Here is a 22,013-nt window from a genome sequence, read left to right on the forward strand (position 1 = left end):
CTCCCACATTCGACCGCATGTTCATGAAAGAACTCGGTCAACTGTGGGGGCGGGCTTGCTCGCGAAAGCGGTATCAGCCATTCGTCTTACTATCGGCTACGCAACCCTTCCAGCAACTTGTGCGTCGGATAACCATCCGCCGGCCAGCCAAATGACTGCTGGGCGTTGCGGATCGCTTTGCGGGTATTGGCGCCGATAATCCCGTCGGCGGTCCCTGCGTCGTAGTTCTGGGCGCTCAACAGGTTTTGCAGCTCGATTCGCTCGCTACGGCTCAGCGGCAAGTCATCTTTTGGCCATAGACCGCTGATCAAACCGCCACCATTGAAACGCTCGGACAGCAGGCTCACGGCCAAGGCGTAGGACGAAGAGTTGTTGTACTTGAGAATCGCGCGGAAGTTATCAAGGACCAGGAACGCCGGGCCGCGATAGCCGGCCGGCAGCAGCAGGGCGGCCGACAGGTGTTCGGAGCCTGCCGGAACCTGGGCGCCATTGGGCAGGGTCACCCCCAGTTGCCGCCACTCGGCAACGCTCTTGCGAATCGTGCCATCGGCCAGGGCGTAATTGAAACCGCTCGGCAGTTGTGCTTCGAAGCCCCAAGGCTGGCCTTTCTGCCAGCCGGAGCTCTGCAGATAGTGCGCGGTCGAGGCCAGTGCATCGGCGGGGCTGTTCCAGATGTCGCGGCGGCCATCGCCGTCGAAATCCACGGCATGGGTGTTGTAGGTGGTCGGGATGAACTGGGTCTGGCCCATGGCTCCGGCCCAGGAACCGAGCATGTTTTCAGGTTCGATATCGCCCTGTTGCAGGATTTGCAGGGCTGCGATCAGCTGCGCGTGAGCAAAGCCCGGACGTCGACCTTCATAGGCCAGGGTCGCCAGGGAATTGATCACCGACTTGTTGCCCTGGAACTGACCGAAATTACTTTCCATGCCCCACACAGCGACCAGTGCCTGACGGTCGACGCCGTAGCGCTGTTCGATGCTTTGCAGGATGTCGGCGTACTGGCTGACCAGCGCCTGACCTTTGCGCACCCGCAGAGGTGACAGCGCACCATCGAGGTATTCCCACACCGGGCGAGTAAACTCCGGTTGGCTGCGGTCGGCACGGATCACGCTGTCGTCCACGCTGACATTGGCGAACGCACGGTCGAACAGGTCGGCGCGAATGCCGGCGGCGAGGGCGTCTTTACGGAAACCCGCCTGCCATTCGGCAAAGGTCTGGGTAGGCTGGATGTCGAGATTCTCACCGGTCGGCACCACCGGCGGAATGATCGCAGGGGCCGTCGCAACGGTGCGGGTCTGAAGCGGTTGGGCGTCGGCGGCGGTGGGTTTTTCCGCGCAGGCGACAAGCAGAACGAGGCTGGAGGCAGCTATCAGTTGGCGAAGAGGCCAACGACGGGAAATACAAAGGGGCATGCACAGGTCCAGAGGATACGAATCAGGTGCAGACCTTAACATGTTGAGCGATGGCTTGCCTTTCAGGCCGCCAGAAAGTAAGAAGCCTCCCAGCTATTAGACTGGAAGGCTTCGCGGCGGTAGCTGCCTTTGCCCTTGCCGGCTCGTTCCTGACGGCTGCGGAACAGTGGCTGGGCGATGATGGATTTGGCCTTGTTGGGGCCATGTTTGGATGGCTTTTTGCTCATGATGATTTCTCGCAAGTGAGTGGATTTTGCGGGGGGAATAATCTGCCGAAGTAGGGGTTCTGTCTAGTCCCTACATTGTGTAGGAAATGATACCTGTGGCGAGGGAGCTTGCTCCCGCTCGGCTGCGTAGCAGTCGTGAAACGGGTAACCGAGGAACATCTGAAGACGCGCGGTGACTGGTTTTAGGGTCGCTTCGCAACTCAGCGGGAGCAAGCTCCCTCGCCACAAAAGCCTTACTCGGCAGGCAACGACAATCTTTGCCCGGCCATCAACAGCGTCAACCGGCTCAGGCTCATCCACGGCGAGCCTGCCGCCTGGCCTTTGATCTGTGCGTCGATACGCTGCGCTTCGAGCAACAACTGTGCCCAGCGTTGCGCCGAGTAGCGTTGCAGCGCCTTGCTCATCAGCGGTTTGCGCTTGTCCCAGATCGGTGGTCGGGCCTGGCTGAAGGCTTTGTCCAGTGGCACACCCTGGCTGTATTGCAGTGACAGGTTGGCCAGCAGACGCAGCTCCCGGGCCAGCGCCCAGAGAATCACCGGCGGTTCGACGCCTTCGCCGCGCAACCCTTCGAGCATGCGCAGGGCGTGAGCAGCCTCGCCATTAAGGATCGCATCGGTCAGGCCGAAGACATCGAAACGCGCGCTGTCGGCCACCGCCGCTTGCACGGTTTCGACCGTGATCTGGCCACTCTCGGCCATCAGCTTGAGTTTTTCGATTTCCTGGGCGGCAGCCAGCAGATTACCTTCGACTCGAGCGGCGATCAGTTCGACAGCGTCCTGACTGGCTGAAAGCCCAGCCTGGGACAGGCGTTGGCGAATCCAGCCCGGCAACTGGCTGGTATCCACTGGCCAGATCTGAATGAACTGGGTCTGCGGACCTTCGATCAGCGCCTTGCCCCACTTGGTTTTCTGCGCACTGCCATCAAGCTTGGGCAGGCTGATTAACAGCACCGTGTCTTCGGCCGGGCGCGAGCAGTACTCAATGAATGCCGCAGCGCCTTTGTCTCCGGGTTTGCCGGAGGGCAGACGCAGTTCCAGAAGACGCTTTTCGGCGAACAGCGACATGCTGGCGCCGGCCTGCAGCAGCGTACCCCAGTCGAAACTGGCGTCGGCGGCAAAGACCTGGCGTTCATCGAAACCTTGCTGGCGGGCGGCTGCGCGAATGGCATCGGCGGCTTCCTGACACAGCAGTGGGTCATCGCCACTGATGACGTAGACCGGCGCGAGGACGCCTTGCAGGTGTTTACCGAGTTGGGCGGGGGCGAGTTTCATAAGAAGAGGCGAACGGGGCGCCTGAGCGCCCCGTAAGGCTTATTGCTGCGGCAGTTCGATAGGCGACTGACGCGGAGTCTCCGCTTCAGCCTTCTGCGCCGCTTCCAGCGCGTCGGCTTCAGCCTTGGCCCTGGCTTCAGCGGTCTGTTGCAGTTGTTCCAACCGAGTTGGGGTCAGCTGTTGCAGGCGCAGCATCATGCGTTGAACCAGTTCACGACGCATTTCCTTGCGGGCATCGTTGGCTTCCTGGTCAGAACCCACCAGGTTGTTGCCGTCATGGATGAAGACTTTCTGCACTTCGAGCTTGTCGCTCAGCAGTGGCAGGTTGCCCTGACCCCGGATGTCGTAGTTCAGCACCATGGTCATCTGGTACTCGCCAGTACGACCGGCGCCTGCGTAACTGAGGATGCGCTGGCTTTCCTGCTCATCGGTCAGCACCAGCTTGTAAGGCGCGCCGCTGTAGACCTTGACGCCGCTGCTTTCCAGTACCTGACGCATTTGCGTTACAGTTTCGCCGTAGGCATTGCGGGCGCTCAGGTCGAGTTCCTTGATCGCCAGTTCGGTGGTGCCGGTGCCGCGCAGCTGGAAACCGCAGGCGCTCAGCAGGACTGCAAGCCCCATCACCAGCAAATTGCGTTTGATCATCTTGTTGCTCCCCTTGAAACCATGTGGGCCGGTCAAGCGGCCCGAAAGGTTTTACTCGGCGCCAGGCATGACCTGGCGCCCGATCCAATTTAGCTGGCGACGATATTGACCAGTTTCCCGGGCACTACGATCACTTTGCGAATAGTCAGGCCATCGACGAAGCGCAGGACGTTTTCGTTGGCCCGTGCGGCAGCTTCGACTTCTTCGCGGCTGGCGCTGGCCGGCATTTCGATGTGTCCGCGCAGTTTGCCGTTCACCTGGATGACCAGTTGCAGGCTGTCTTGCACCAGGGCGTTTTCGTCCAGTACCGGCCAACCGGCATCGATTACCGGGTCAGCATGGCCCAGTCGATGCCACAGTTCGTGGCTGATGTGCGGGGTGATCGGTGCCAGCAGCAGGACTACGGTTTCCAGACCTTCGTGAATCAGTGCGCGATCCTGTTCGGTGCCTTGCGCGGCTTTTTCCAGCACGTTCATCAGCGTCATCACTTGGGCGATGGCGGTGTTGAATTTGTGGTTCTGGCCGACGTCGTGGCTGGCCTGCTTGATGGCCTGGTGGATCGAACGGCGAATGGCTTTCTGCTCGTCGTTCAGGCTGGCGACGTCCAGTTTGCCCGGAAGGCCCTGAGTGACGTGCGCTTGAGCCAGACGCCAGACGCGTTTGAGGAAGCGGTGCGAACCCTCTACGCCGGAGTCGGACCATTCCGCGCTCATGTCGGGTGGGGAGGCAAACATCATGAACAGTCGGCAGGTGTCTGCGCCGAACTGGTCAATCATCGACTGTGGGTCAACGCCGTTGTTCTTTGACTTGGCCATCTTCTCGGTGCCACCGATTTCCACCGGCAGGCCGTCTGCGATCAGCTTGGCGCTAATGACCTTGGCCTTGCTGTCGCGTTCGAGTTCTACGTCCGCCGGGTTGAACCACGTGTAGGCACCATTGGCTTCGCGACGATAGTAAGTCTCGGCGATCACCATGCCCTGGGTCAGCAGGTTCTTGAACGGCTCATTGGAACTCACCAGGCCTTCGTCGCGCATCAGCTTGTGGAAGAAGCGCGCGTAGAGCAGGTGAAGAATGGCGTGTTCGATACCGCCGATGTACTGATCCACTGGCAACCAATGGTCGGCCGCCGCTTTTTCTACCAGGCCACCTTCATAGTGCGGCGAGGCGTAACGGGCGTAGTACCACGAGGACTCGACAAAGGTGTCCATGGTGTCGGTTTCACGCTTGGCCGCAGCGCCGCATTTCGGGCAGGTGCACTCGTAGAACTCGGGCATGCGCGCCAGCGGCGAACCGGCGCCGTCGGGTACGACGTCTTCCGGCAGCACCACGGGCAGTTGATCTTCCGGGACCGGCACATCACCGCAGGTGTCGCAGTGGATGATCGGGATCGGGCAGCCCCAGTAGCGCTGACGGCTGATGCCCCAGTCGCGCAGGCGGAACTGGGTGCGGGAGGTGCCGAGGTTTTTCTTGATCAGCGCCACTTCAATGGCGTCGAAGGCGCCGGCGAAGTCGAGACCGTCGAATTCGCCGGAGTTGATCAGTGAGCCGTGCTCGCCGTACGCATCCTGCCAAGGGGCCGGGTTGGTGTCACCGGAACTTGTGCGCACCACGGATTTGATCGGCAAGTTGTACTTGGTGGCGAACTCGAAATCACGTTCATCGTGAGCCGGAACGGCCATCACCGCGCCATCGCCGTAGTGCATCAACACGTAGTTGGCGACCCACACCGGGAGTTTCTCACCGGTCAGCGGGTGTTCGACGAACAGCGAGGTCGGCAGACCTTTTTTCTCTTGAGTGGCGACGTCGGCTTCGGCGACGCTGCCGCCCTTGCATTCAGCGATGAACGCTTGCAGCTCAGGGCTGTTCTGCGCGGCCAGGGTAGCCAAATGGTGTTCGGCGGCCACGGCAACGTAGGTCGCGCCCATCAGGGTGTCTGGACGGGTGGTGAAAACTTTCAGCGCGCCGGTTTCGCCGATGGAATCGACGTTGTACGGGAACTGCACTTCCATGCCGCGGGACTTACCGATCCAGTTGCGCTGCATGGTTTTGACCTGCTCAGGCCAGCCCGTCAGTTCGTCGAGGCTTTCCAGCAGCTCATCCGCGTAGGCGGTGATCTTGAAGTAGTACATCGGGATTTCGCGCTTTTCGATCAGCGCGCCGGAACGCCAGCCGCGACCGTCGATCACTTGCTCGTTGGCCAGAACGGTCTGGTCGACCGGGTCCCAGTTCACAGTGCCGTTTTTGCGATAGATCACGCCTTTTTCGAACAGGCGAGTGAACAGCCATTGTTCCCAGCGGTAGTAATCCGGCTTGCAAGTGGTCACTTCGCGCGACCAGTCCACCGCCAGGCCCAGGCTGCGCAGCTGGGTTTTCATGTAGGCGATGTTTTCGTAGGTCCACTTGGCGGGCGCTACGTTGTTCTTCATCGCGGCGTTTTCCGCCGGCATGCCGAAGGCGTCCCAACCCATGGGTTGCAGGACGTTCTTGCCTTGCATGCGCTGGTAGCGGGAGATCACGTCGCCGATGGTGTAGTTGCGCACGTGCCCCATGTGTAGCTTGCCGCTGGGGTAAGGGAACATCGACAGGCAGTAGAATGTCTCCTTGCCTGGCTGTTCACTGACTTCAAAGGACTTTTGCTCGTCCCAGAACGACTGGGCGGCGGCTTCGATTTCACGGGGCTGATATTGTTCGTGCATGGCTACTTTTGAACTGAATAGGGGTGGCCTAATCCTCTTCAATGCAACGCTGGACGGTGATAACGCCAAATCGGCGTTTCGGTGCCCAGGCGAGCTGGAAGTGGAGTTACAGGAAGCGCCGTAGCATACATGACCGCACTCTACCGAGGGAAACCCTGATTACACGTGAGGACACGGCCAATGCCCGCCCCGAGGGCCGTTGGTCGCGGCGCTCAGCCGGTTTTTTCAGCGAAGCTAAGCTCTAAAAGGGGAGTGAGTCTTATCTTCAATGAGGTGATGGATGGTTGAGTCACAGCGAAAAGCTACAAAACCGGAGCTGTATGAAAGACTGATAGACCGTCTCGCAATGGCCCTGGATGTGGCCAAAACCGCCGGTCGGCTTCGCGATGAGCGTCCCCTGGAGCTGGAGCTGCGTGGTTTGAGCCCCGCAGAGTTTGAACTGGTCAAGGCGTATCTCGACCGTAGTGAGCGTGAGACGCATGGATGCTTGTCAGCAGCAATGAAGCAACTCGAGGCACCACGTTCGGCCAATATCATCTGGCTCAAGGATAAGGCACCCGGCAAAGGCGCGGTAAAGGTCCGGTCTTTGCAATTCAATAAGGGCACCTGAAGCTGCTGGATATGCTTTTTTTGAAGCAAGGTTCTTCCACATTTGTTGTCGCATTGCGTCAATCCACTTAGGCTTCGGGCATCTATGGAGATGCCCGATGCCTTTTCGTTATTTCATTAAACAACTTCTACTGCCGCCCGGCATTTTATTGCTGTTGCTGGTGCTTGCCTGGTGGTGGCGCCGCTCAAGGCCGAGGCTGGCGGGGTTGTGTTTTCTCGTGGGCGTGGGCGGCTTCTGGTTAATGAGCTTGCCAGTGATGGTGGAGTGGAGTGCCAAGGCCTTGGAGCGAGAGCCGCCGCTGGCGCGCGAGGAGTGGGCAACTCTGGGCCAGCGCGCTGATGCGATCGTGGTGCTGGGTTCAGGGCGTGAGCGTGGCGACCCGGCCTGGGGCGTTGACCAACCGACGGGTGTAGGCCTGGGGCGCGAGCGTTATGCCGCGCGCCTGGCCAAGGCGTCCGGCTTGCCGATTCTGACCAGCGGTGGTCTGCATTACGGCACACCGCCGACGGAAGCGAAGCTGATGGCGGACTCACTGCTCGATGATTTTGGCGTGACGGTGCGCTGGCAAGAAGGGCGCAGCCGCACGACCTGGGAAAACGCGCAACTCAGCGCCCAAGTGTTGTTGCCAGAGGGGATCAAAAGGGTGGTGGTCGTGACTCAGGCCTGGCATATGCCGCGGGCGGTCTGGAGTTTCCAGCAGGCCGGGTTTGAGGTGGTGCCCGCGCCAGTGGGATTTTTAGGCGTGGACAATGCCCGGCCGCTGGGCGGCTGGATGCCGGAATTCAAATCGATCTGGCAGAGCGGGCAGTTGATGAATGAGGCGGTGGGGCAGGTCGGGTATTGGATGTTCTATCGAGGTGATGTCGACGCTGCTGATTGATGTTGTGCTTGTGATGCCGTCTTCGCGAGCAAGCCCGCTCCCACATTTGATCTCTGGTGTTCACAAAATCTGTGTTCACTGCCGATCAAATGTGGGAGCGGGCTTGCTCGCGAAGCTTTTAAACGGTCTTCGCCATTCTGTTCGCAACCAACGCCCAGCCAAACAACAACACGCAAAAGATAATCAACGGCCACGAACGCCATTCCAGGTACGGCGTCAGGTTATGCATCGGCACCACTTCGCCATACAGAATGCCTTGTTCGAACTGCGGGATCTGCGCAGTGATCTGGCCAAACGGGTTGATCAGGCCGGTCACGCCGTTGTTGGTGGCGCGGATCATCCAGCGGCCGGCTTCAAGTGCGCGCATCTGTGCCATCTGCAAATGTTGCAGCGGGCCGATCGAGGTGCCGAACCAGGTGTCGTTGCTGATGGTCAGCAGCAAATCGCTGCGGGCGGCGAGGCCGGCGGCGAATTCCGGATAGACCACTTCGTAGCAGATGAACGGTGCAATCTGATAACCCTTGGCTTGCAGTAACGCTTGATCGGCCGGACCACGGGCAAAATCGGACATCGGCAGGTCGAAGAAAGCGATCAGGCCGCGCAAGACTTCCTGCAATGGAACGTATTCGCCGAACGGCACCAGTTTCTGCTTCAGGTAAGTGCCATCGCCTTCACCGACAACAGTAATACCGTTGAAAAAGCGCTTCTCGTGATGGACTTCCTGGCGAATCGGCACACCGGTGATCAGCGCCGATTTACGCTCTGCGGCGAAGCTGCCCATCATGTTCAGGTAGCCTTCGGCGGACTCCTTGAGCACCGGGACCGCCGTTTCCGGCCAGATCAGCAGGTCGACGCGTTTGGAGCTGAAACTCATGTCGCGATACAGCGCCAATTGCGCGTTGAGCTGCGACGGGTCCCACTTCATGCTTTGTTCAATGTTGCCTTGAAGCGCCGCAACGCTCAGCGGCGCGCCCGAAGGACTGGTCCAGGCATGCTCCTTGAGCACCATGCCAGCCACCCAAGGACCGGCCAGCAGTAACACGCCCGCGGCGATGAAGCCTTTACGGCCAGTGCGCACCAGCCGCATAGCGTTGTAAATCAGGGCAGCCGTCAGGGCCAGGGTGAAGGAAATCAGCCACATTCCGCCGACCGGCGCGAGCCCGGCCAGTGGGCCATCGAGCTGGCTATAACCGGAATAGAGCCATGGGAAACCGGTAAGGAACCAGCCGCGAAAGGCTTCCTGCCCCACCCACAAGGCCGCAAATGCCAAGGCATCGGCCAGCGGCGCTTCGTTACGGCGCAGCCAGCGCGCCCAAAGCCAGGCGGGCAGGGCGAAGAACCAGGCAATCGCCGCCGTAAAGATCAGCATCAGGAAGCCGGCCAGCAACACTGAAGCGCCACCGAAGTGGTGAATGCTGTAGTAGATCCAGCTGGTGCCTGCGGCAAACAGGCCGAAACCGAAACACCAGCCACGGCCCAGGGCTTGACGGGGGCTCAGTTCACGCAAACCGGCATAAAAGAAACCGACCGCCAGCAATGCCAGCGGCCAGATATCGAACGGCGCCAGGGCCAGGGTGGTGAGTGCACCGGCCGCCACGGCCAGCAGGTTACCGGGCCAGCCGGGGCGGGTTACGCGAAGCATGTCAATCCTTAACGGGCAATGGGCGATAGACGCAACAAGTGAATACGACGGCTATCGGCATTGAGGATGCGGAAGCGATAGGCGCCGATTTCAGTGATTTCGTTGCGTTTTGGCAAGTGCCCGAACGCGCTCATCACCAGACCGCCGACGGTATCGAATTCGTCGTCGGAGAATTCGCTGTCGAAGAACTCGTTGAAGTTGTCGATCGGCGTCAGGGCCTTGATCAGAAAGTCACCGCTGGGCAGCGGCTTGATGTAGCTGTCTTCTTCGACGTCGTGCTCGTCTTCGATGTCGCCGACGATCTGTTCGAGCACATCCTCGATGGTCACCAGACCTGCCACGCCGCCGTATTCGTCAATGACGATGGCCATGTGGTTATGGTTGGCGCGAAACTCGCGCAGCAGCACATTCAGGCGCTTGGACTCGGGCACGAACGTGGCCGGACGCAGCAGGTCCTTGATGTTGAAGCTGTCGCCGTTCTCCTTGAGGATCAATGGCAGCAAGTCCTTGGCCAGCAACACGCCCATCACGTCATCGTGGCTTTCGCCGATCACCGGGTAGCGGGAGTGGGCCGAGTCGACCACGGCTGGCAGGAACTCACGAGGTGTCTGGGTCGCCTTGATGCTGATCATCTGCGAGCGCGGGACCATGATGTCCCGTACTTGCAGGTCTGCAACCTGGATGGCGCCTTCGACGATGGCCAGCGCTTCGCTGTCCAGCAACTTGTTTTGATGTGCATCGCGCAGCAGCTCCAGCAGCTCCTGGCGGTTCTTCGGCTCGTGGGCAAAAGCCTGGGTGAGCTTACCCAGCCAAGACTTCTGCCCGTTGCTCGATCGATCTTCGCTCATAGCGATTACTCTGAATCCTTTGTTGTTACGGTAGGGGATGTATCTGTTTCGTCGTCCGCATAAGGGTCCGGATGACCCAACTCTGCAAGCAACGTTCGTTCCAGTGCTTCCATTTCTTCGGCTTCATCGTCATCTATATGGTCGTAACCAAGCAGATGCAAGCAGCCGTGAATGACCAGATGCGCCCAGTGGGCCTTTAATTCCTTGCCTTGTTCCGCCGCTTCGCGCTCGACCACTGCTACGCAGATCACCAGATCGCCGAGCAGGGGAATATCGAGAAATTCATCGGGGACATCGGCCGGGAACGACAAAACGTTGGTGGCGTAGTCTTTCTGCCGCCAGGTGAAGTTCAGTTCGCGGGCTTCCTCTTCGTCGACCAGACGGATGGTCATTTCGGAGTCGGCAGTACGCTGGCGCAGGGCCAGTTCGCACCATTGACGGAATTCGGCTTCGCTTGGGACAGGCGCTTCGGTAGCCAGTTGCAGATCAAGCTCAAGCATCGGGGCGAGTGTCCTTGGAAGAGAACTTCGCCGGTTCGTCGGCTGTGCGATTTTCGAAGCGTTCATAGGCTTCGACAATGCGCTGCACCAGCGGATGGCGCACCACGTCCTTGGGCATGAAGTGGGTGAAGCTGATACCCGGTACGTCTTTCAGCACCTCGATCACGTGATGCAGCCCGGACTTGGTGCCTTTCGGCAGGTCGACCTGGGTGATATCACCAGTGATGACGGCGGTGGAGCCGAAGCCTATCCGGGTCAGGAACATCTTCATCTGCTCGACGGTGGTGTTCTGGCTTTCGTCGAGGATGATGAAGCTGTTGTTCAGCGTACGACCGCGCATGTAGGCCAGCGGCGCGACTTCGATCACTTGACGCTCGATCAGCTTGGCGACGTATTCGAAGCCGAGCATTTCGTAGAGCGCGTCATAGAGCGGGCGCAGGTACGGGTCGATTTTCTGGGACAGGTCGCCGGGCAGGAAGCCGAGCTTTTCGCCCGCTTCAACCGCCGGACGGACCAGCAGAATGCGGCGAATCTGCTCGCGCTCCAGCGCATCTACCGCGCAGGCAACAGCCAGATAGGTCTTGCCGGTACCGGCCGGGCCGATGCCGAAGTTGATATCGTTACCGAGGATTTCCTTCACATAGCGCAGCTGATTCAAGCCGCGAGGGCGAATCATGCCTTTCTTGGTGCGCAAGGCGACGGACGGTTCGGCGGGGGAGTGGTTGTCCAACTCCTCGACGGCCGATTCCTGCAGGAACAGGTGAACCATGTCCGGCGACAGCTCGGTACCTTTGGTTTCCCGGTACAGGCGGCGCAGCAGGTTTTCCGCGGAGGTGGTGTGCTTGGGCTCGCCGATCAGTTCGAACTGGTTTCCGCGGTTGCGGATCTCGATCGCGAGGCGCTGTTCGATCAAGCGCAGATGCTCGTCGAATTGCCCGCGCAGATTGGCGAAGCGGCGAGCTTCAAAAGGCTCGAGGATGAAACGATGTGGTTCTATGGGTGCGTTCAAGGTCGTATTTAGCCGCCCTGGGGCAATTATGATGAATCAAGGATAGCGCCAGTCGCCTGGGTGCGAAAGCTCTTAAACAGACCAATCGGATTCATGGTCTGGCGCGGTCTCTGTGGGAGCGGGCTTGCTCGCGAAGAGGGAGTGTCAGTCGACATTGATGTGGCTGACACATTGCTTTCGCGAGCAAGCCCGCTCCCACAGGGGGAATGCGCTGTTATTGGATCAGCGAGCCCCGCAGCGAGTGCGGTTGCGCGGCGTCGATGTGCACGTCGGCGAACTGGCCGATCAGGGTCGGATTGTCGCAGCGGAAGTTGACGATACGGTTATTCTCGGTCCGGCCTTGCAGTTCGCCGGGGTCTTTTTTCGAATAATCGGTTACCAGAATCCGCTGAATGGAGCCCACCATTTGTCGGCTGATCTCGAAACCTTGCTGGTTGAGGCGATGTTGCAGGGCGTTCAGGCGTTCTTTTTTCAGTGCTTCCGGCGTTTCGTCGGCCAGATCGGCAGCCGGCGTGCCCGGGCGCTGGCTATAAACGAACGAGTAGGAAAAGTCGAAACCGACGTCTTCGATCAGCTTCATCGTCTGTTCGAAGTCTTTCTCGGTCTCGCCCGGGAAACCGACGATAAAGTCTGAACTGATGCAGATTCCCGGCACGGCGGCTCGCAACTTGCGCAGTTTGGATTTGTACTCCAGCGCGGTGTGGTTGCGCTTCATCGCCGCAAGGATCCGGTCGGAACCCGATTGCACCGGCAAATGCAGGTGTTTCACCAGCTCCGGCACATCGGCGTGGGCCTGGATCAGGCTGTCGGAGAACTCCAGCGGGTGCGAGGTGGTGTAGCGAATCCGGTCGATGCCATCGACAGCCGCCACCACCCGGATCAGTTCCGCCAGATCGGCCAGGCGACCATCGTGAGTGGTGCCTCGGTAACCGTTGACGTTCTGTCCCAGCAAGGTCACTTCACGCACGCCGTTTTCGGCCAGGTGAATGATCTCGGCAATCACGTCGTCGAACGGTCGGCTGACTTCTTCACCGCGCGTATAAGGCACTACGCAGAAGGTGCAGTACTTGCTGCAGCCTTCCATGACCGACACGTAAGCGCTCGGCCCGTCGATGCGTGGCTCGGGCAAGTGGTCGAATTTTTCGATTTCCGGGAACGAGACATCGACTTGCGGCAGTTTGGTCAGGCGCGCGGCGTCGATCATTTCCGGCAGGCGGTGCAGGGTCTGCGGGCCGAATACCACGTCCACGTACGGAGCGCGATCACGGATGGCCGCGCCTTCCTGGCTGGCCACGCAACCGCCGACGGCGATGACCATGTCCGGGTTAGCCAGTTTCAGTTCGCGCCAGCGGCCCAGCTGGGAATACACCCGGTCCTGGGCGCGTTCGCGGATCGAGCAGGTATTGAGCAGGATCACGTCGGCATCTTCAGCGCGAGCGGTGACTTCCAGGGCCTGATGTTCACCCAGCAGATCGACCATGCGCGAGCTGTCGTACTCGTTCATCTGGCAACCGTGGGTTTCGATGTAAAGCTTCTTGGCCATGGACCCCAGTCTCACGTGATTCAAAGAACCGCGCATTATAGGGAACATGCATCAAGGTTCCTACCGTTGCGCGTCCGGCGGCTATGCTATAGTTCGCGCCCTCATTTTTATCCCCGATGTGTTACTCGCCCACCATGACCAAACGTGAAGCTCCAATCTATAAGGTGATTTTCCTCAATCAGGGCCAGGTGTACGAAATGTATGCCAAGCAGATCTATCAAAGTGATCTGTGGGGCTTCCTGGAAGTGGAAGAGTTCGTCTTTGGCGAGCGCACGCAAGTGGTCGTCGATCCGAGCGAAGAGAAGCTCAAGGCTCAGTTCGAAGGCGTTGTGCGCAGCTTTGTGCCGATGCATTCGATCGTGCGCATCGACGAGGTCGAGCGCCTCGGCACGCCGAAAATCAGCGAAGCCCGCGGTGCGGTCGGCAATGTCATGCCGTTTCCGATGCCGATGCCTGAGAAGTAAGCCTCAAGACCGAGTCGCCCCCATTCGCGAGCAAGCCCGCTCCCACATTAGACCGTGTCCTTAAGTTGGAACGCGAACGCGGTTAAATGTGGGAGCGGGCTTGCTCGCGAAGGGGCCAGAAAGATCGGTGTAGAAATCAGGGCAGTGGCGAAAACGGCGTACGCCCGTCGGCGCTCTGCAATTCCATCAGGTATTTACGGAAGATTTGCCCCAGCACCTGGGTCGCGACTTCCAGATCTTCGCGGGGCATTTTCTCGGCGACTTCGTCGGCGGTGTCCAGCGCCTCTTCGGCACCGTTGACTGCGGCCATTTTCAGCACGATATACGCCTGAACATTATTGGCCGGTACGCCTTCACCATGGAAGAACATGGTGCCGAGTTTGAATTGCGCCTGGGCGTGGCCTTGCAGCGAGGCCTTTTCGAAGTAGCTCAGGGCTTGATTGAGGTCGCGCGGCGCGTTTTTGCCGTCGTAGTAGAACTCACCCAACTCGTATTGCGCTTGCGCATCCCCTTCATCCGACGCTTTCTGACAGGCGGCGAGCGCTTGCGTCAGGTCTTGCGGCTGAGTATTGAGGGTGCAGCGACCCATCGCCGGGATCAACAACGAGTTGCCGCCTGCTTGTGCGAGCGCGAGCAGGGGCTGAAGGAGCAACAGGCAGCCCAGTGCAAGGGTGCGGCCGGTGCGGTTCATGGGAATCGACTTACCTCTGAGGGGCGCGTGGACCCATCGAGGGGATCCAATAAGCGCGCATTATGAAATAAGCGGGACCAACCTTACAAAGTCTTTACTCGTTTTTCTGCTGCGCGGGGAATATATCGCCCACTTGGCGCAGATTATTAGCAGATGAGTAGGAAAAAGGGCGCGAATGTAGGTGAAAGCTGACGCTGGCAATCGCCAACGTCAGCGTCGCCGCTTTATTTCAGTGCGGCGAATGCACGCTCGGCGGCGTCCAGCGTCAGTTTCAACTCGGGCTCGCCGTGGGCAATCGAGGTGAAACCGGCTTCGAAGGCGCTAGGCGCCAGGTACACACCGCCTTCCAGCATCAGGTGGAAGAAACGCCCGAACAGGCCGGCATCACTGGCCATCACGTCATCGAAGGTCACGACGTCGTCGGCACCGCTGAAATACAGGCCAAACATGCCGCCGGCCTGAGTGGTCACGAACGGAATGCCGGCGGCGTCTGCGCGCTGTTGCAGGCCATCGAGCAGACGGCTGGTGTAGTCGCTCAGCTCGGCGTGAAAACCAGGGCGACTGATCAGGCGCAGCGTGGTCAGGCCAGCCGCCATCGCCAGCGGGTTACCCGACAACGTGCCAGCCTGGTAAACCGGCCCCAGTGGCGCGATCTGCTCCATGATCTTGCGTTTGCCGCCGAAGCAGCCAACCGGCATGCCGCCACCGATGATCTTGCCGAAGGTGCTCAGGTCCGGCGTGACGCCGTAATGGGCTTGGGCACCGCCGAGGGCGACACGGAAACCGGTCATCACTTCGTCGAAAATCAGCACCACGCCATGCTTGTCGCACAGGGTGCGCAGGCCTTCGAGGAAACCCGGTGCCGGCGGTACGCAGTTCATATTGCCGGCCACTGGCTCGACGATGATGCAGGCCACGTCCTGGCCAACATCGGCGAGCAGGGTTTCTACCGCGTCGATGTCGTTGAACGGCAAGGTCAGAGTGTGTTTGGCAAAGGCCGCCGGCACACCGGCCGAGCTTGGCACGCCTTGGGTCAGGGCGCCGGAACCGGCCTTGACCAGCAGGCTGTCGGAATGGCCGTGGTAGCAGCCTTCGAATTTGATGATGCTGTCACGGCCAGTGAAGCCACGAGCCAGTCGGATGGCGCTCATGGTCGCTTCGGTGCCGGAGCTGACCATGCGCACCATTTCCATCGACGGCACGATCGAGCAGACCAGATCGGCCATCTCGGTTTCCATCGCGGTCGGGGCGCCGTAGGACAGGCCGTGTTCCAGCTGTTTGCGCACCGCGTCCAGCACGTCCGGATGGCTGTGGCCGAGAATCATCGGCCCCCAGGAGCCGACGTAATCCACATAACGCTTGTCGTCTTCGTCGGTGACGTAGGCGCCTTCGGCGTGTTTGAAGAACAGCGGCGTGCCGCCAACACTCTTGAACGCACGAACAGGCGAGTTCACGCCTCCGGGAATGTGTTTCTGGGCATTGGCAAACAGGGTTTCGGAACGAGACATGATCGGGCTCTCAAAAAATCAGGATTTGAATAATTCGTTAAAGGCGCGGGCGCGGCGCGTTACTTCAGCCGTGCTCTCGGCACCAAACAGACCATGCACCACCGCCAGCAGATCGACCCCGTGGGCCACCAGCGGCGCAGCGTTGTCCAGAGTGATGCCGCCGATCGCGCAGATCGGCAGGTGCAGTTTGCTGCGGGCCTGATCGAGCAGTTCGAGACTGCAGGCCGGTGCGCCGGGTTTGGTATTGGAGTTGAAGAAGCGGCCGAAGGCGACGTAACTGGCGCCTTCTTTGGCGGCTTGTTCGGCAAGTTCGAGTTGCGCGTGGCAGGTCGAGCCAATGATGGCCTGACGACCGAGCAGTGCCCGAACCGGCATCAGCGGGCCATCGGTCTGGCCCAGGTGCACGCCGACGTTCAGGCGCGCGGCCAGTTCGGCGTCATCGTTGATGATCAGTTGGGTCTTGTAGCGTTCGCACAGATCGCGCAGGGCTTCGGCCTCGCGCAGGCGGCGGGCTTCGTCGCTGCTCTTGTCGCGGTATTGCAGCAGAGTGACGCCGCCTTCGAGCGCCGCCTCCACGTACGAAAGAAATTTACCGGCCAGTAACTGGCTGTCGGTAATGGCGTACAGGCCACGTAGTTTCATCGGACAAGCCTCACCGCATCACTAATAGAAAGTTACGAACAGAAATCCAGCGGCAGGCGGCGCGGCACGAACTGGCCCTTGCCCAACTGCTCCGCATCACGCAGGGTGCGCCAAGTGTAGTCAAGCGCGCTCTGTACGGCACTGACGAGGTGTTCCCCCTGGGCCAGGCGACCGGCGAGGGCGCTGGCCAGTGTGCAACCGGAACCGTGATAGCTGCCGGGCAGGCGCTGGCAGGTAAAGGTTTCGCGGCGACCGTCGCGGCTGTACAGACGATTGTGTATTTCGTGTTCGTCGCCATGGCCGCCGGTGATCAGCAGGTGTTTGACGAACGGCAGGAGTTTTTCAGCGCACTCGTCCGCGGTGCCTTCGGGCAGTTCGGCGAGGATGCGGGCTTCGGGAAGGTTGGGGGTAGCAATGATCGACAGTGGCAGCAGGCGTTCGCGCATCGCGTAGCCGACTTCGTCTTTGCCCAGTCGTCCGCCGCCGCCAGCGCGCAGCACCGGGTCGCAGACCACCGGCAAATGCGGGTGCGCTGAAAGCAGTTCGACTACGGTGTCGACCATTTCCAGGGAGCCGAGCATGCCCAGTTTGACGGCGGCGACTTCGGAGTCGTTGAGCACCGCGTTGGCCTGGGCCAACACCCACTCGCGATCGAGAACGCGGAAGTCAGTGACGTTGACGGTATCTTGCACCGTCAGGGCGGTGACGGCTGGCGCCGCATGACAACCCTGGGCGAGCAGGGCTTCGATATCTGCCTGCAAGCCGGCGCCACCACTTGGGTCGTGGCCGGAGAGACAGAGGACAACGGGGCGAGAGCTGTAGATATTCATGGTGCGCGAGCTTACCACCAAACTTATTTTTTCGGGTGCTGCGACATCCTGTCCGGCTGATACATTGTGGTGAGGGAGCTTGCTCCCGTTCGGCTGCGAAGCAGTCGTAAACCTGCCGATGCGGTGTTCCAGGCAGAAGGCAAAGGGGGGCGATTCGCACCCCAGCGGGAGCAAGCTCCCTCGCCACAGGAATCGCTACGCACTGAGGCATTGTCACAACCTGACCAACCAACAGCTCTAACTCAATGTATAGAGCTGGAACGCTTGTTCTAGAGCCTTTGTAGGGAAAATTTCAATGGTGTTCAATAGCCATCAACAGCTATGCTAGAGTGGATCCAAACCAATAACAGGTAATACCGGTTTTACGTCTACTCAAAAGGAATGGGGGGCTTCCTGACAGAACCGGACAGGCCACGCTGGGGCTTAAATGCGCTATTTGCTGATGTTGCTGTTGTGCTTGCCCCTCCTGGCGAGCGCCGTCGAATTCGACGAGTTCACCCAGAGCCTTCCCCTGGGCCGGACGATGCAGGTTTATGAAGACGCGGGCGGTCAGGCGACCATCGCCGATGTCCGTGCGCAAGCGGCGGCTGGGCAGTTCAAACCCCATGATAAAGCCACCCTCAATGCCGGTTATTCACGTTCGGCGTTCTGGTTGAAAATCGACCTGCAGTACCGCCCGACCAATCCGTCGGCACAACGGACCTGGTTGCTGGAGTTGGCCTATCCGCCCCTCGATCACCTTGATCTCTACTTGGCCGATGCTGGCGGTGACTATCAATTGGTCCGACAGACTGGCGATGCATTGCCGTTCGCCACTCGCGAGATCCGCCAGAACAACTATCTGTTCGATCTGAACTTTGCGCCTGAACAGGCGCAAACCGTGTACCTGCGTCTGCAAAGCCAAGGGTCGATCCAGGCGCCCGTCACCTTGTGGTCAAGCACCGCTTACCTCCAAGAGCAGCCGGTCCGGCTCTATGTGCTGGGGCTGATTTACGGTGCGTTGCTGGGGATGCTGGTCTACAACCTGTTCATCTTTCTCAGCGTGCGCGACACCAGCTACCTCTATTACATCGTCTATATCGCCTCGTTCGGCTTGTATCAGCTGTCGGTGAATGGCGCGGCCGTGGAGTATTTCTGGCCGAACAATCCGTGGTGGGCAAACGCTGCGACGCCGTTCTTCATCGGCTGTTCAGGATTGTTCGGCAGCCAGTTCGCCCGCAGCTTTTTGCAGACGGCCACCCACAGTCGCTGGCTCGACCGTTTGCTGCTGGCGTTGATTGCGTTCAGTGCGCTGGTGGTCGGGTTGTCGTTGATGACCAGTTACGCCCTGGCCCTGCGTCTGGCGACGCTGTTGGCGTTGGTCTTCACCGTGGTGATTTTCGCCGCCGGGATTTTCGCCTGGTGGCGTGGCTTGCGGGTCGCGCGGTATTTCATCATTGCCTGGTCGGCGTTCCTGCTCGGTGGCGTCGTCAATACCCTGATGGTGCTGGGTTATTTGCCCAACGTATTCCTGACCATGTACGCCAGCCAGATTGGCTCGGCGATCGAAGTGGCGCTGCTGTCCCTGGCTCTGGCCGATCGCATCAACGCCATGCGCGAGCAACAGGCACAGACGTTGTTCGATGCCGGCCAGAAGCTCGAAGTGCTGAACCAGCAACTGGCTCACAGTAACAAGCTCAAGGACGAATTCCTCGCCACCCTGACCCACGAACTGCGTACGCCCATGAATGGTGTGATCGGTTCGCTGGAGTTGATGCAGACCGTCGAGATGAACCCTGAGCTGGAGCAGTATCAGCAAACGGCTGCAGGTTCGGCGCGGGACATGATGCGCATGGTCAACGGTATCCTCACGCTGACCGAATTGCAGGCCGGCAAGCTCAAGGTCTATCCGGACACGTTCAGTTTGCGCGGTGTGGTCGAGGCCTTGCGCCTGCAGTTCGATGGCAATGCGTCGAGCAAGTCGCTGGACTTCAAAGTCGAGGTTACGCCCGGGCTGCCGGATCGTTTGCACGGCGACAGCGACAAGCTGACGCAATGCCTGGAGTGCCTGCTGGATAACGCGATCAAATTCACTCGGGTCGGTGGGTTGGCGCTGCGGGTGACGGGCAAACCGGTGGAGCCCGATCGGCTGGCGCTGTCCTTTGCGGTGATCGACACCGGCATTGGCTTTACCGATTTGGACGAGGCAACGCTGTATCAACGCTTCTTCCAGCTCGACGGCTCGATGACCCGTGAATACGGTGGTTTGGGCGTTGGCCTGGCCATTTGTCGGCAACTGGTTGAGTTGCTCGGCGGGCGCCTGAGCCATCGCTCGGAACCGGGTCGTGGCAGTCGCTTCCAGCTGGACGTCGAATTCGAGCTGCCGGTGGTGGTATCTGCGCCCTCGATTATCCGGCAAACCTCCCACCTGCGTTTGCCTCAGGACTGCACGGTGTTGCTGGTCGATGACAACAGCATCAATCAATTGGTGATGCGTGGCATGTTACTCAAGCTTGGGTTCCGCGTTTGCGCCGCTGACAGTGGCGTCGCTGCGCTCGATCACTTGCAGCGTAAAGCCGTTGACGCGGTGCTGCTCGATGGTCAGCTGCCGCCACTGGATGGCGCCTCGATCTGCTGCCGGATCCGCGCCTTGCCGGGTTGCGCCGAATTACCCGTGTTCATGATTGCCCTGAGCGCGGACCGGGCCTATTGCCCGAGCGACACCTTGGTCGACTATTTGAGCAAACCGGTGAAATTCGAAGATTTGCAGGCGGCGCTCTATCGGCGGGTGCTCTGTCCAGGGCAAGGCGAAAGCGCCGACAGTTAGGCATATATGCCACTTTGTTCATCCTCGGGGCGGTGCTTAACTGAAAGTCCCTTGGCTGACCAAAGGAGCCTTGTCATGAACCTGCATCAGTTCGCCGAAACCCACGAAGTCACCAACCAGCCACCGTCGCTGGACGGTACCAACCTTTATCGCATCGACCTGCCTTTGCAGGAGTGGTCGCGGCGTTTCGATGCCGGTTGGGCCGAGTCGCGGATCGACGCTTACGGCGCACTGGCCGGCGGGCCGCTGATGGAGGCGGGGTTTGCGGCCAATCAGAACAAACCGGTGTTCGTCAGCCATGACCGTTATGGCCATCGCATCGATCTGGTGGAGTTTCACCCGGCTTACCACGAGTTGATGCGCACGGCGGTGGAGCATGGCCTGACAGGCTTGCCCTGGACCGACCCGCAACCGGGGGCCCACGTTGCGCGTGCATCCATGACCTATTTGCACAGTCAGGCTGAAGCCGGCAGTGGTTGCCCGCTGACCATGACCTTCGCCAGCGTCCCGGCGATGCGCCTGCAGCCGAATCTGGCCGAACAATGGTTGCCGAAAATCCTCGCCACCGAATACGACTCGCGCAACGTCGGCATGGCCCGCAAGGCCGGGGTCACCATCGGCATGGCCATGACCGAGAAACAGGGCGGCACCGATGTGCGGGCCAACACAACCAAGGCGTATCCGGTCGGCGCCAGTGGTCCCGGTCAGGCGTATGAACTGGTGGGCCACAAGTGGTTCTGCTCGGCACCGATGTGCGATGCCTTCCTGACCCTGGCCCAGACCGACAAAGGCTTGACCTGTTTCCTGCTGCCGCGTCATCGCCCGGACGACACGCGCAATCAGTTCTACATACAGCGGCTGAAGAACAAACTCGGCAACTGGTCCAATGCCTCAAGCGAAGTGGAATTCCGTGGCGCCCTGGCCTGGATGGTCGGCGAAGAGGGGCGGGGCGTTCCGACCATCATCGAAATGGTCGCCATGACCCGCTTCGATTGCATGGTCGGCTCCAGCGCGCTGATGCGCCAGGCGCTGACCCAGGCCAGCCACCACTGCGCCCATCGCAAGGTCGGTGGCAAATTGCTCAGCGAGCAACCCTTGATGCAAAACGTACTGGCCGACCTGGCCCTGGAAAGCGAAGCGGCGCTGGCCTTGAGTTTGCGCATGGGCCGGGCGCTGGATCATCTGGATGACGAGCACGAAGCGAAATTCGCCCGACTGGTGACGGCGGTGGGCAAGTACTGGATCTGCAAACGCGCGCCCGCGATGATCAATGAGGCTGCCGAATGCATGGGCGGCGCCGGTTATGTCGAGGAAAGCATCCTGCCGCGTTTGTATCGTGAGGCACCGGTCAATTCGACGTGGGAAGGTTCCGGCAACGTGCAGTGCCTCGACGTATTGCGCGCGTTGTCGAAAGAGCCGGGTGTGCTCGATGTGTTGTTCAGTGAGTTGGGCGACGGTCATGGCGATAAACGCCTGGCCGCGCATATCAGCCAATTGCAGGCGGCGTTCAAGGACACCGGCGATATTCAATACCGCGCCCGCCAGCTCACCGAGGACATCGCCTTGGGGCTTCAGGCCAAGCTGTTGCTGGAGGCGGGGAATGCGGCGGTCAGTGATGCTTTCATCGCCAGCCGCCTCGGTTCGGCCGGTCGGGTGTATGGAACGTTGCCGCGCGGGCTGGATGTGGAAGCGATTGTGGCTCGGTCGACCCCGCAAGGGTTTTGACGACCCCTTTGTGATCGACACAAATAAAATGTGGGAGCGGGCTTGCTCGCGAATGCGGCCTGTC

19 protein-coding genes are annotated in these 22,013 nt (G+C 60.1%); 5 read left to right on the top strand and 14 right to left on the bottom strand.

The features are described 5' to 3' along the window. Positions 1-89: 89 nt before the first annotated feature. The 5 genes from IC37_RS06680 to leuS all read right to left on the bottom strand — a co-directional run bounded on the left by IC37_RS06680 (position 90) and on the right by leuS (position 6,251). Positions 90-1,412: a lytic murein transglycosylase gene (locus tag IC37_RS06680; RefSeq protein ID WP_030129535.1), complete on the bottom strand. Its 1,323-nt coding sequence runs from the start codon at positions 1,410-1,412 to the stop codon at positions 90-92. 62 nt (positions 1,413-1,474) lie between these two features. Then, a complete protein-coding gene (arfA, locus tag IC37_RS06685; protein WP_003176285.1) occupies positions 1,475-1,639 on the bottom strand; it encodes an alternative ribosome rescue factor ArfA in 165 nt (54 codons plus the stop codon). Between the two features lie 233 nt (positions 1,640-1,872). Further along, entirely contained in the window at positions 1,873-2,910 is a 1,038-nt protein-coding gene (gene holA, locus IC37_RS06690) for a DNA polymerase III subunit delta (RefSeq protein WP_030129534.1), read from the bottom strand. Between the two features lie 39 nt (positions 2,911-2,949). After that, positions 2,950-3,555: an LPS assembly lipoprotein LptE gene (gene lptE / locus IC37_RS06695; protein ID WP_030129533.1), complete on the bottom strand. Its 606-nt coding sequence runs from the start codon at positions 3,553-3,555 to the stop codon at positions 2,950-2,952. A gap of 89 nt (positions 3,556-3,644) precedes the next feature. After that, positions 3,645-6,251, bottom strand: a complete 2,607-nt coding sequence (leuS, locus tag IC37_RS06700) for a leucine--tRNA ligase (RefSeq protein WP_030129532.1) — start codon at positions 6,249-6,251, stop codon at positions 3,645-3,647. A gap of 280 nt (positions 6,252-6,531) precedes the next feature. Here leuS and IC37_RS06705 point away from each other — a divergent pair, with 280 nt between their 5' ends. Further along, positions 6,532-6,861 carry a hypothetical protein gene (locus tag IC37_RS06705; protein ID WP_030129531.1) on the top strand — a complete coding sequence of 110 codons (330 nt, stop codon included), beginning with the start codon at positions 6,532-6,534 and terminating at the stop codon, positions 6,859-6,861. A 97-nt stretch (positions 6,862-6,958) separates the two neighbouring features. Beyond that, positions 6,959-7,741, top strand: a complete 783-nt coding sequence (locus IC37_RS06710; RefSeq protein ID WP_030129530.1) for a YdcF family protein — start codon at positions 6,959-6,961, stop codon at positions 7,739-7,741. 118 nt (positions 7,742-7,859) lie between these two features. Here IC37_RS06710 and lnt read toward each other — a convergent pair whose 3' ends face one another. From lnt to miaB, 5 genes are all read right to left on the bottom strand, one after another. Further along, positions 7,860-9,383: an apolipoprotein N-acyltransferase gene (gene lnt / locus IC37_RS06715; RefSeq protein WP_030129529.1), complete on the bottom strand. Its 1,524-nt coding sequence runs from the start codon at positions 9,381-9,383 to the stop codon at positions 7,860-7,862. 8 nt (positions 9,384-9,391) lie between these two features. Continuing rightward, positions 9,392-10,231, bottom strand: coding sequence for an HlyC/CorC family transporter (locus IC37_RS06720; protein ID WP_030129528.1), 840 nt, complete (start codon positions 10,229-10,231; stop codon positions 9,392-9,394). A gap of 5 nt (positions 10,232-10,236) precedes the next feature. After that, on the bottom strand, positions 10,237-10,731 hold the full coding sequence (ybeY, locus tag IC37_RS06725) for an rRNA maturation RNase YbeY (protein ID WP_030129527.1): 495 nt from the start codon (positions 10,729-10,731) through the stop codon (positions 10,237-10,239). Continuing rightward, positions 10,724-11,740 (bottom strand): PhoH family protein, encoded by a 1,017-nt coding sequence (locus IC37_RS06730; RefSeq protein ID WP_030129526.1) that lies wholly within the window; start codon positions 11,738-11,740, stop codon positions 10,724-10,726. The genes ybeY and IC37_RS06730 overlap by 8 nt, the downstream gene beginning before the upstream one ends. 214 nt (positions 11,741-11,954) lie before the next feature. Next, complete coding sequence (gene miaB / locus IC37_RS06735) at positions 11,955-13,283, bottom strand: tRNA (N6-isopentenyl adenosine(37)-C2)-methylthiotransferase MiaB (RefSeq protein ID WP_030129525.1); 1,329 nt, start codon at positions 13,281-13,283, stop codon at positions 11,955-11,957. A 134-nt stretch (positions 13,284-13,417) separates the two neighbouring features. Here miaB and IC37_RS06740 point away from each other — a divergent pair, with 134 nt between their 5' ends. After that, positions 13,418-13,747 carry a DUF1820 family protein gene (locus IC37_RS06740; RefSeq protein ID WP_007894425.1) on the top strand — a complete coding sequence of 110 codons (330 nt, stop codon included), beginning with the start codon at positions 13,418-13,420 and terminating at the stop codon, positions 13,745-13,747. 136 nt (positions 13,748-13,883) lie between these two features. Here IC37_RS06740 and IC37_RS06745 read toward each other — a convergent pair whose 3' ends face one another. From IC37_RS06745 to IC37_RS06760, 4 genes are all read right to left on the bottom strand, one after another. Continuing rightward, positions 13,884-14,438, bottom strand: coding sequence for a tetratricopeptide repeat protein (locus IC37_RS06745; RefSeq protein ID WP_008070087.1), 555 nt, complete (start codon positions 14,436-14,438; stop codon positions 13,884-13,886). A 224-nt stretch (positions 14,439-14,662) separates the two neighbouring features. Continuing rightward, positions 14,663-15,946 carry a glutamate-1-semialdehyde 2,1-aminomutase gene (gene hemL, locus IC37_RS06750; RefSeq protein WP_030129524.1) on the bottom strand — a complete coding sequence of 428 codons (1,284 nt, stop codon included), beginning with the start codon at positions 15,944-15,946 and terminating at the stop codon, positions 14,663-14,665. Between the two features lie 18 nt (positions 15,947-15,964). Next, on the bottom strand, positions 15,965-16,588 hold the full coding sequence (thiE, locus tag IC37_RS06755) for a thiamine phosphate synthase (RefSeq protein WP_008012634.1): 624 nt from the start codon (positions 16,586-16,588) through the stop codon (positions 15,965-15,967). 32 nt (positions 16,589-16,620) lie between these two features. Then, positions 16,621-17,418, bottom strand: a complete 798-nt coding sequence (locus IC37_RS06760; RefSeq protein WP_030129523.1) for a hydroxymethylpyrimidine/phosphomethylpyrimidine kinase — start codon at positions 17,416-17,418, stop codon at positions 16,621-16,623. 427 nt (positions 17,419-17,845) lie between these two features. Between IC37_RS06760 and IC37_RS06765 the strand changes: the two genes are divergently transcribed. Together IC37_RS06765 and IC37_RS06770 are read left to right on the top strand one after the other, a co-directional pair. Beyond that, positions 17,846-20,224 (top strand): hybrid sensor histidine kinase/response regulator, encoded by a 2,379-nt coding sequence (locus tag IC37_RS06765; protein ID WP_030129522.1) that lies wholly within the window; start codon positions 17,846-17,848, stop codon positions 20,222-20,224. Between the two features lie 75 nt (positions 20,225-20,299). Continuing rightward, the gene (locus IC37_RS06770; RefSeq protein ID WP_030129521.1) at positions 20,300-21,949 is read left to right on the top strand and encodes an acyl-CoA dehydrogenase family protein; all 1,650 of its coding nucleotides are present in this window, start codon (positions 20,300-20,302) and stop codon (positions 21,947-21,949) included. The last annotated feature ends 64 nt before the right edge of the window (positions 21,950-22,013 follow it).

The organism is Pseudomonas sp. QTF5 (assembly GCF_000512695.2).
Lineage (GTDB): Bacteria > Pseudomonadota > Gammaproteobacteria > Pseudomonadales > Pseudomonadaceae > Aquipseudomonas.

Coding starts and splice junctions, on each gene's coding strand:
- IC37_RS06680 (WP_030129535.1), bottom strand. CDS start 1,412: ATGCCCCTTTGTATTTCCCGTCGTTGGCCTCTTCGCCAACTGATAGCT.
- arfA (WP_003176285.1), bottom strand. CDS start 1,639: ATGAGCAAAAAGCCATCCAAACATGGCCCCAACAAGGCCAAATCCATC.
- holA (WP_030129534.1), bottom strand. CDS start 2,910: ATGAAACTCGCCCCCGCCCAACTCGGTAAACACCTGCAAGGCGTCCTC.
- lptE (WP_030129533.1), bottom strand. CDS start 3,555: ATGATCAAACGCAATTTGCTGGTGATGGGGCTTGCAGTCCTGCTGAGC.
- leuS (WP_030129532.1), bottom strand. CDS start 6,251: ATGCACGAACAATATCAGCCCCGTGAAATCGAAGCCGCCGCCCAGTCG.
- IC37_RS06705 (WP_030129531.1), top strand. CDS start 6,532: ATGGTTGAGTCACAGCGAAAAGCTACAAAACCGGAGCTGTATGAAAGA.
- IC37_RS06710 (WP_030129530.1), top strand. CDS start 6,959: ATGCCTTTTCGTTATTTCATTAAACAACTTCTACTGCCGCCCGGCATT.
- lnt (WP_030129529.1), bottom strand. CDS start 9,383: ATGCTTCGCGTAACCCGCCCCGGCTGGCCCGGTAACCTGCTGGCCGTG.
- IC37_RS06720 (WP_030129528.1), bottom strand. CDS start 10,231: ATGAGCGAAGATCGATCGAGCAACGGGCAGAAGTCTTGGCTGGGTAAG.
- ybeY (WP_030129527.1), bottom strand. CDS start 10,731: ATGCTTGAGCTTGATCTGCAACTGGCTACCGAAGCGCCTGTCCCAAGC.
- miaB (WP_030129525.1), bottom strand. CDS start 13,283: ATGGCCAAGAAGCTTTACATCGAAACCCACGGTTGCCAGATGAACGAG.
- IC37_RS06740 (WP_007894425.1), top strand. CDS start 13,418: ATGACCAAACGTGAAGCTCCAATCTATAAGGTGATTTTCCTCAATCAG.
- IC37_RS06745 (WP_008070087.1), bottom strand. CDS start 14,438: ATGAACCGCACCGGCCGCACCCTTGCACTGGGCTGCCTGTTGCTCCTT.
- hemL (WP_030129524.1), bottom strand. CDS start 15,946: ATGTCTCGTTCCGAAACCCTGTTTGCCAATGCCCAGAAACACATTCCC.
- thiE (WP_008012634.1), bottom strand. CDS start 16,588: ATGAAACTACGTGGCCTGTACGCCATTACCGACAGCCAGTTACTGGCC.
- IC37_RS06760 (WP_030129523.1), bottom strand. CDS start 17,418: ATGAATATCTACAGCTCTCGCCCCGTTGTCCTCTGTCTCTCCGGCCAC.
- IC37_RS06765 (WP_030129522.1), top strand. CDS start 17,846: ATGCGCTATTTGCTGATGTTGCTGTTGTGCTTGCCCCTCCTGGCGAGC.
- IC37_RS06770 (WP_030129521.1), top strand. CDS start 20,300: ATGAACCTGCATCAGTTCGCCGAAACCCACGAAGTCACCAACCAGCCA.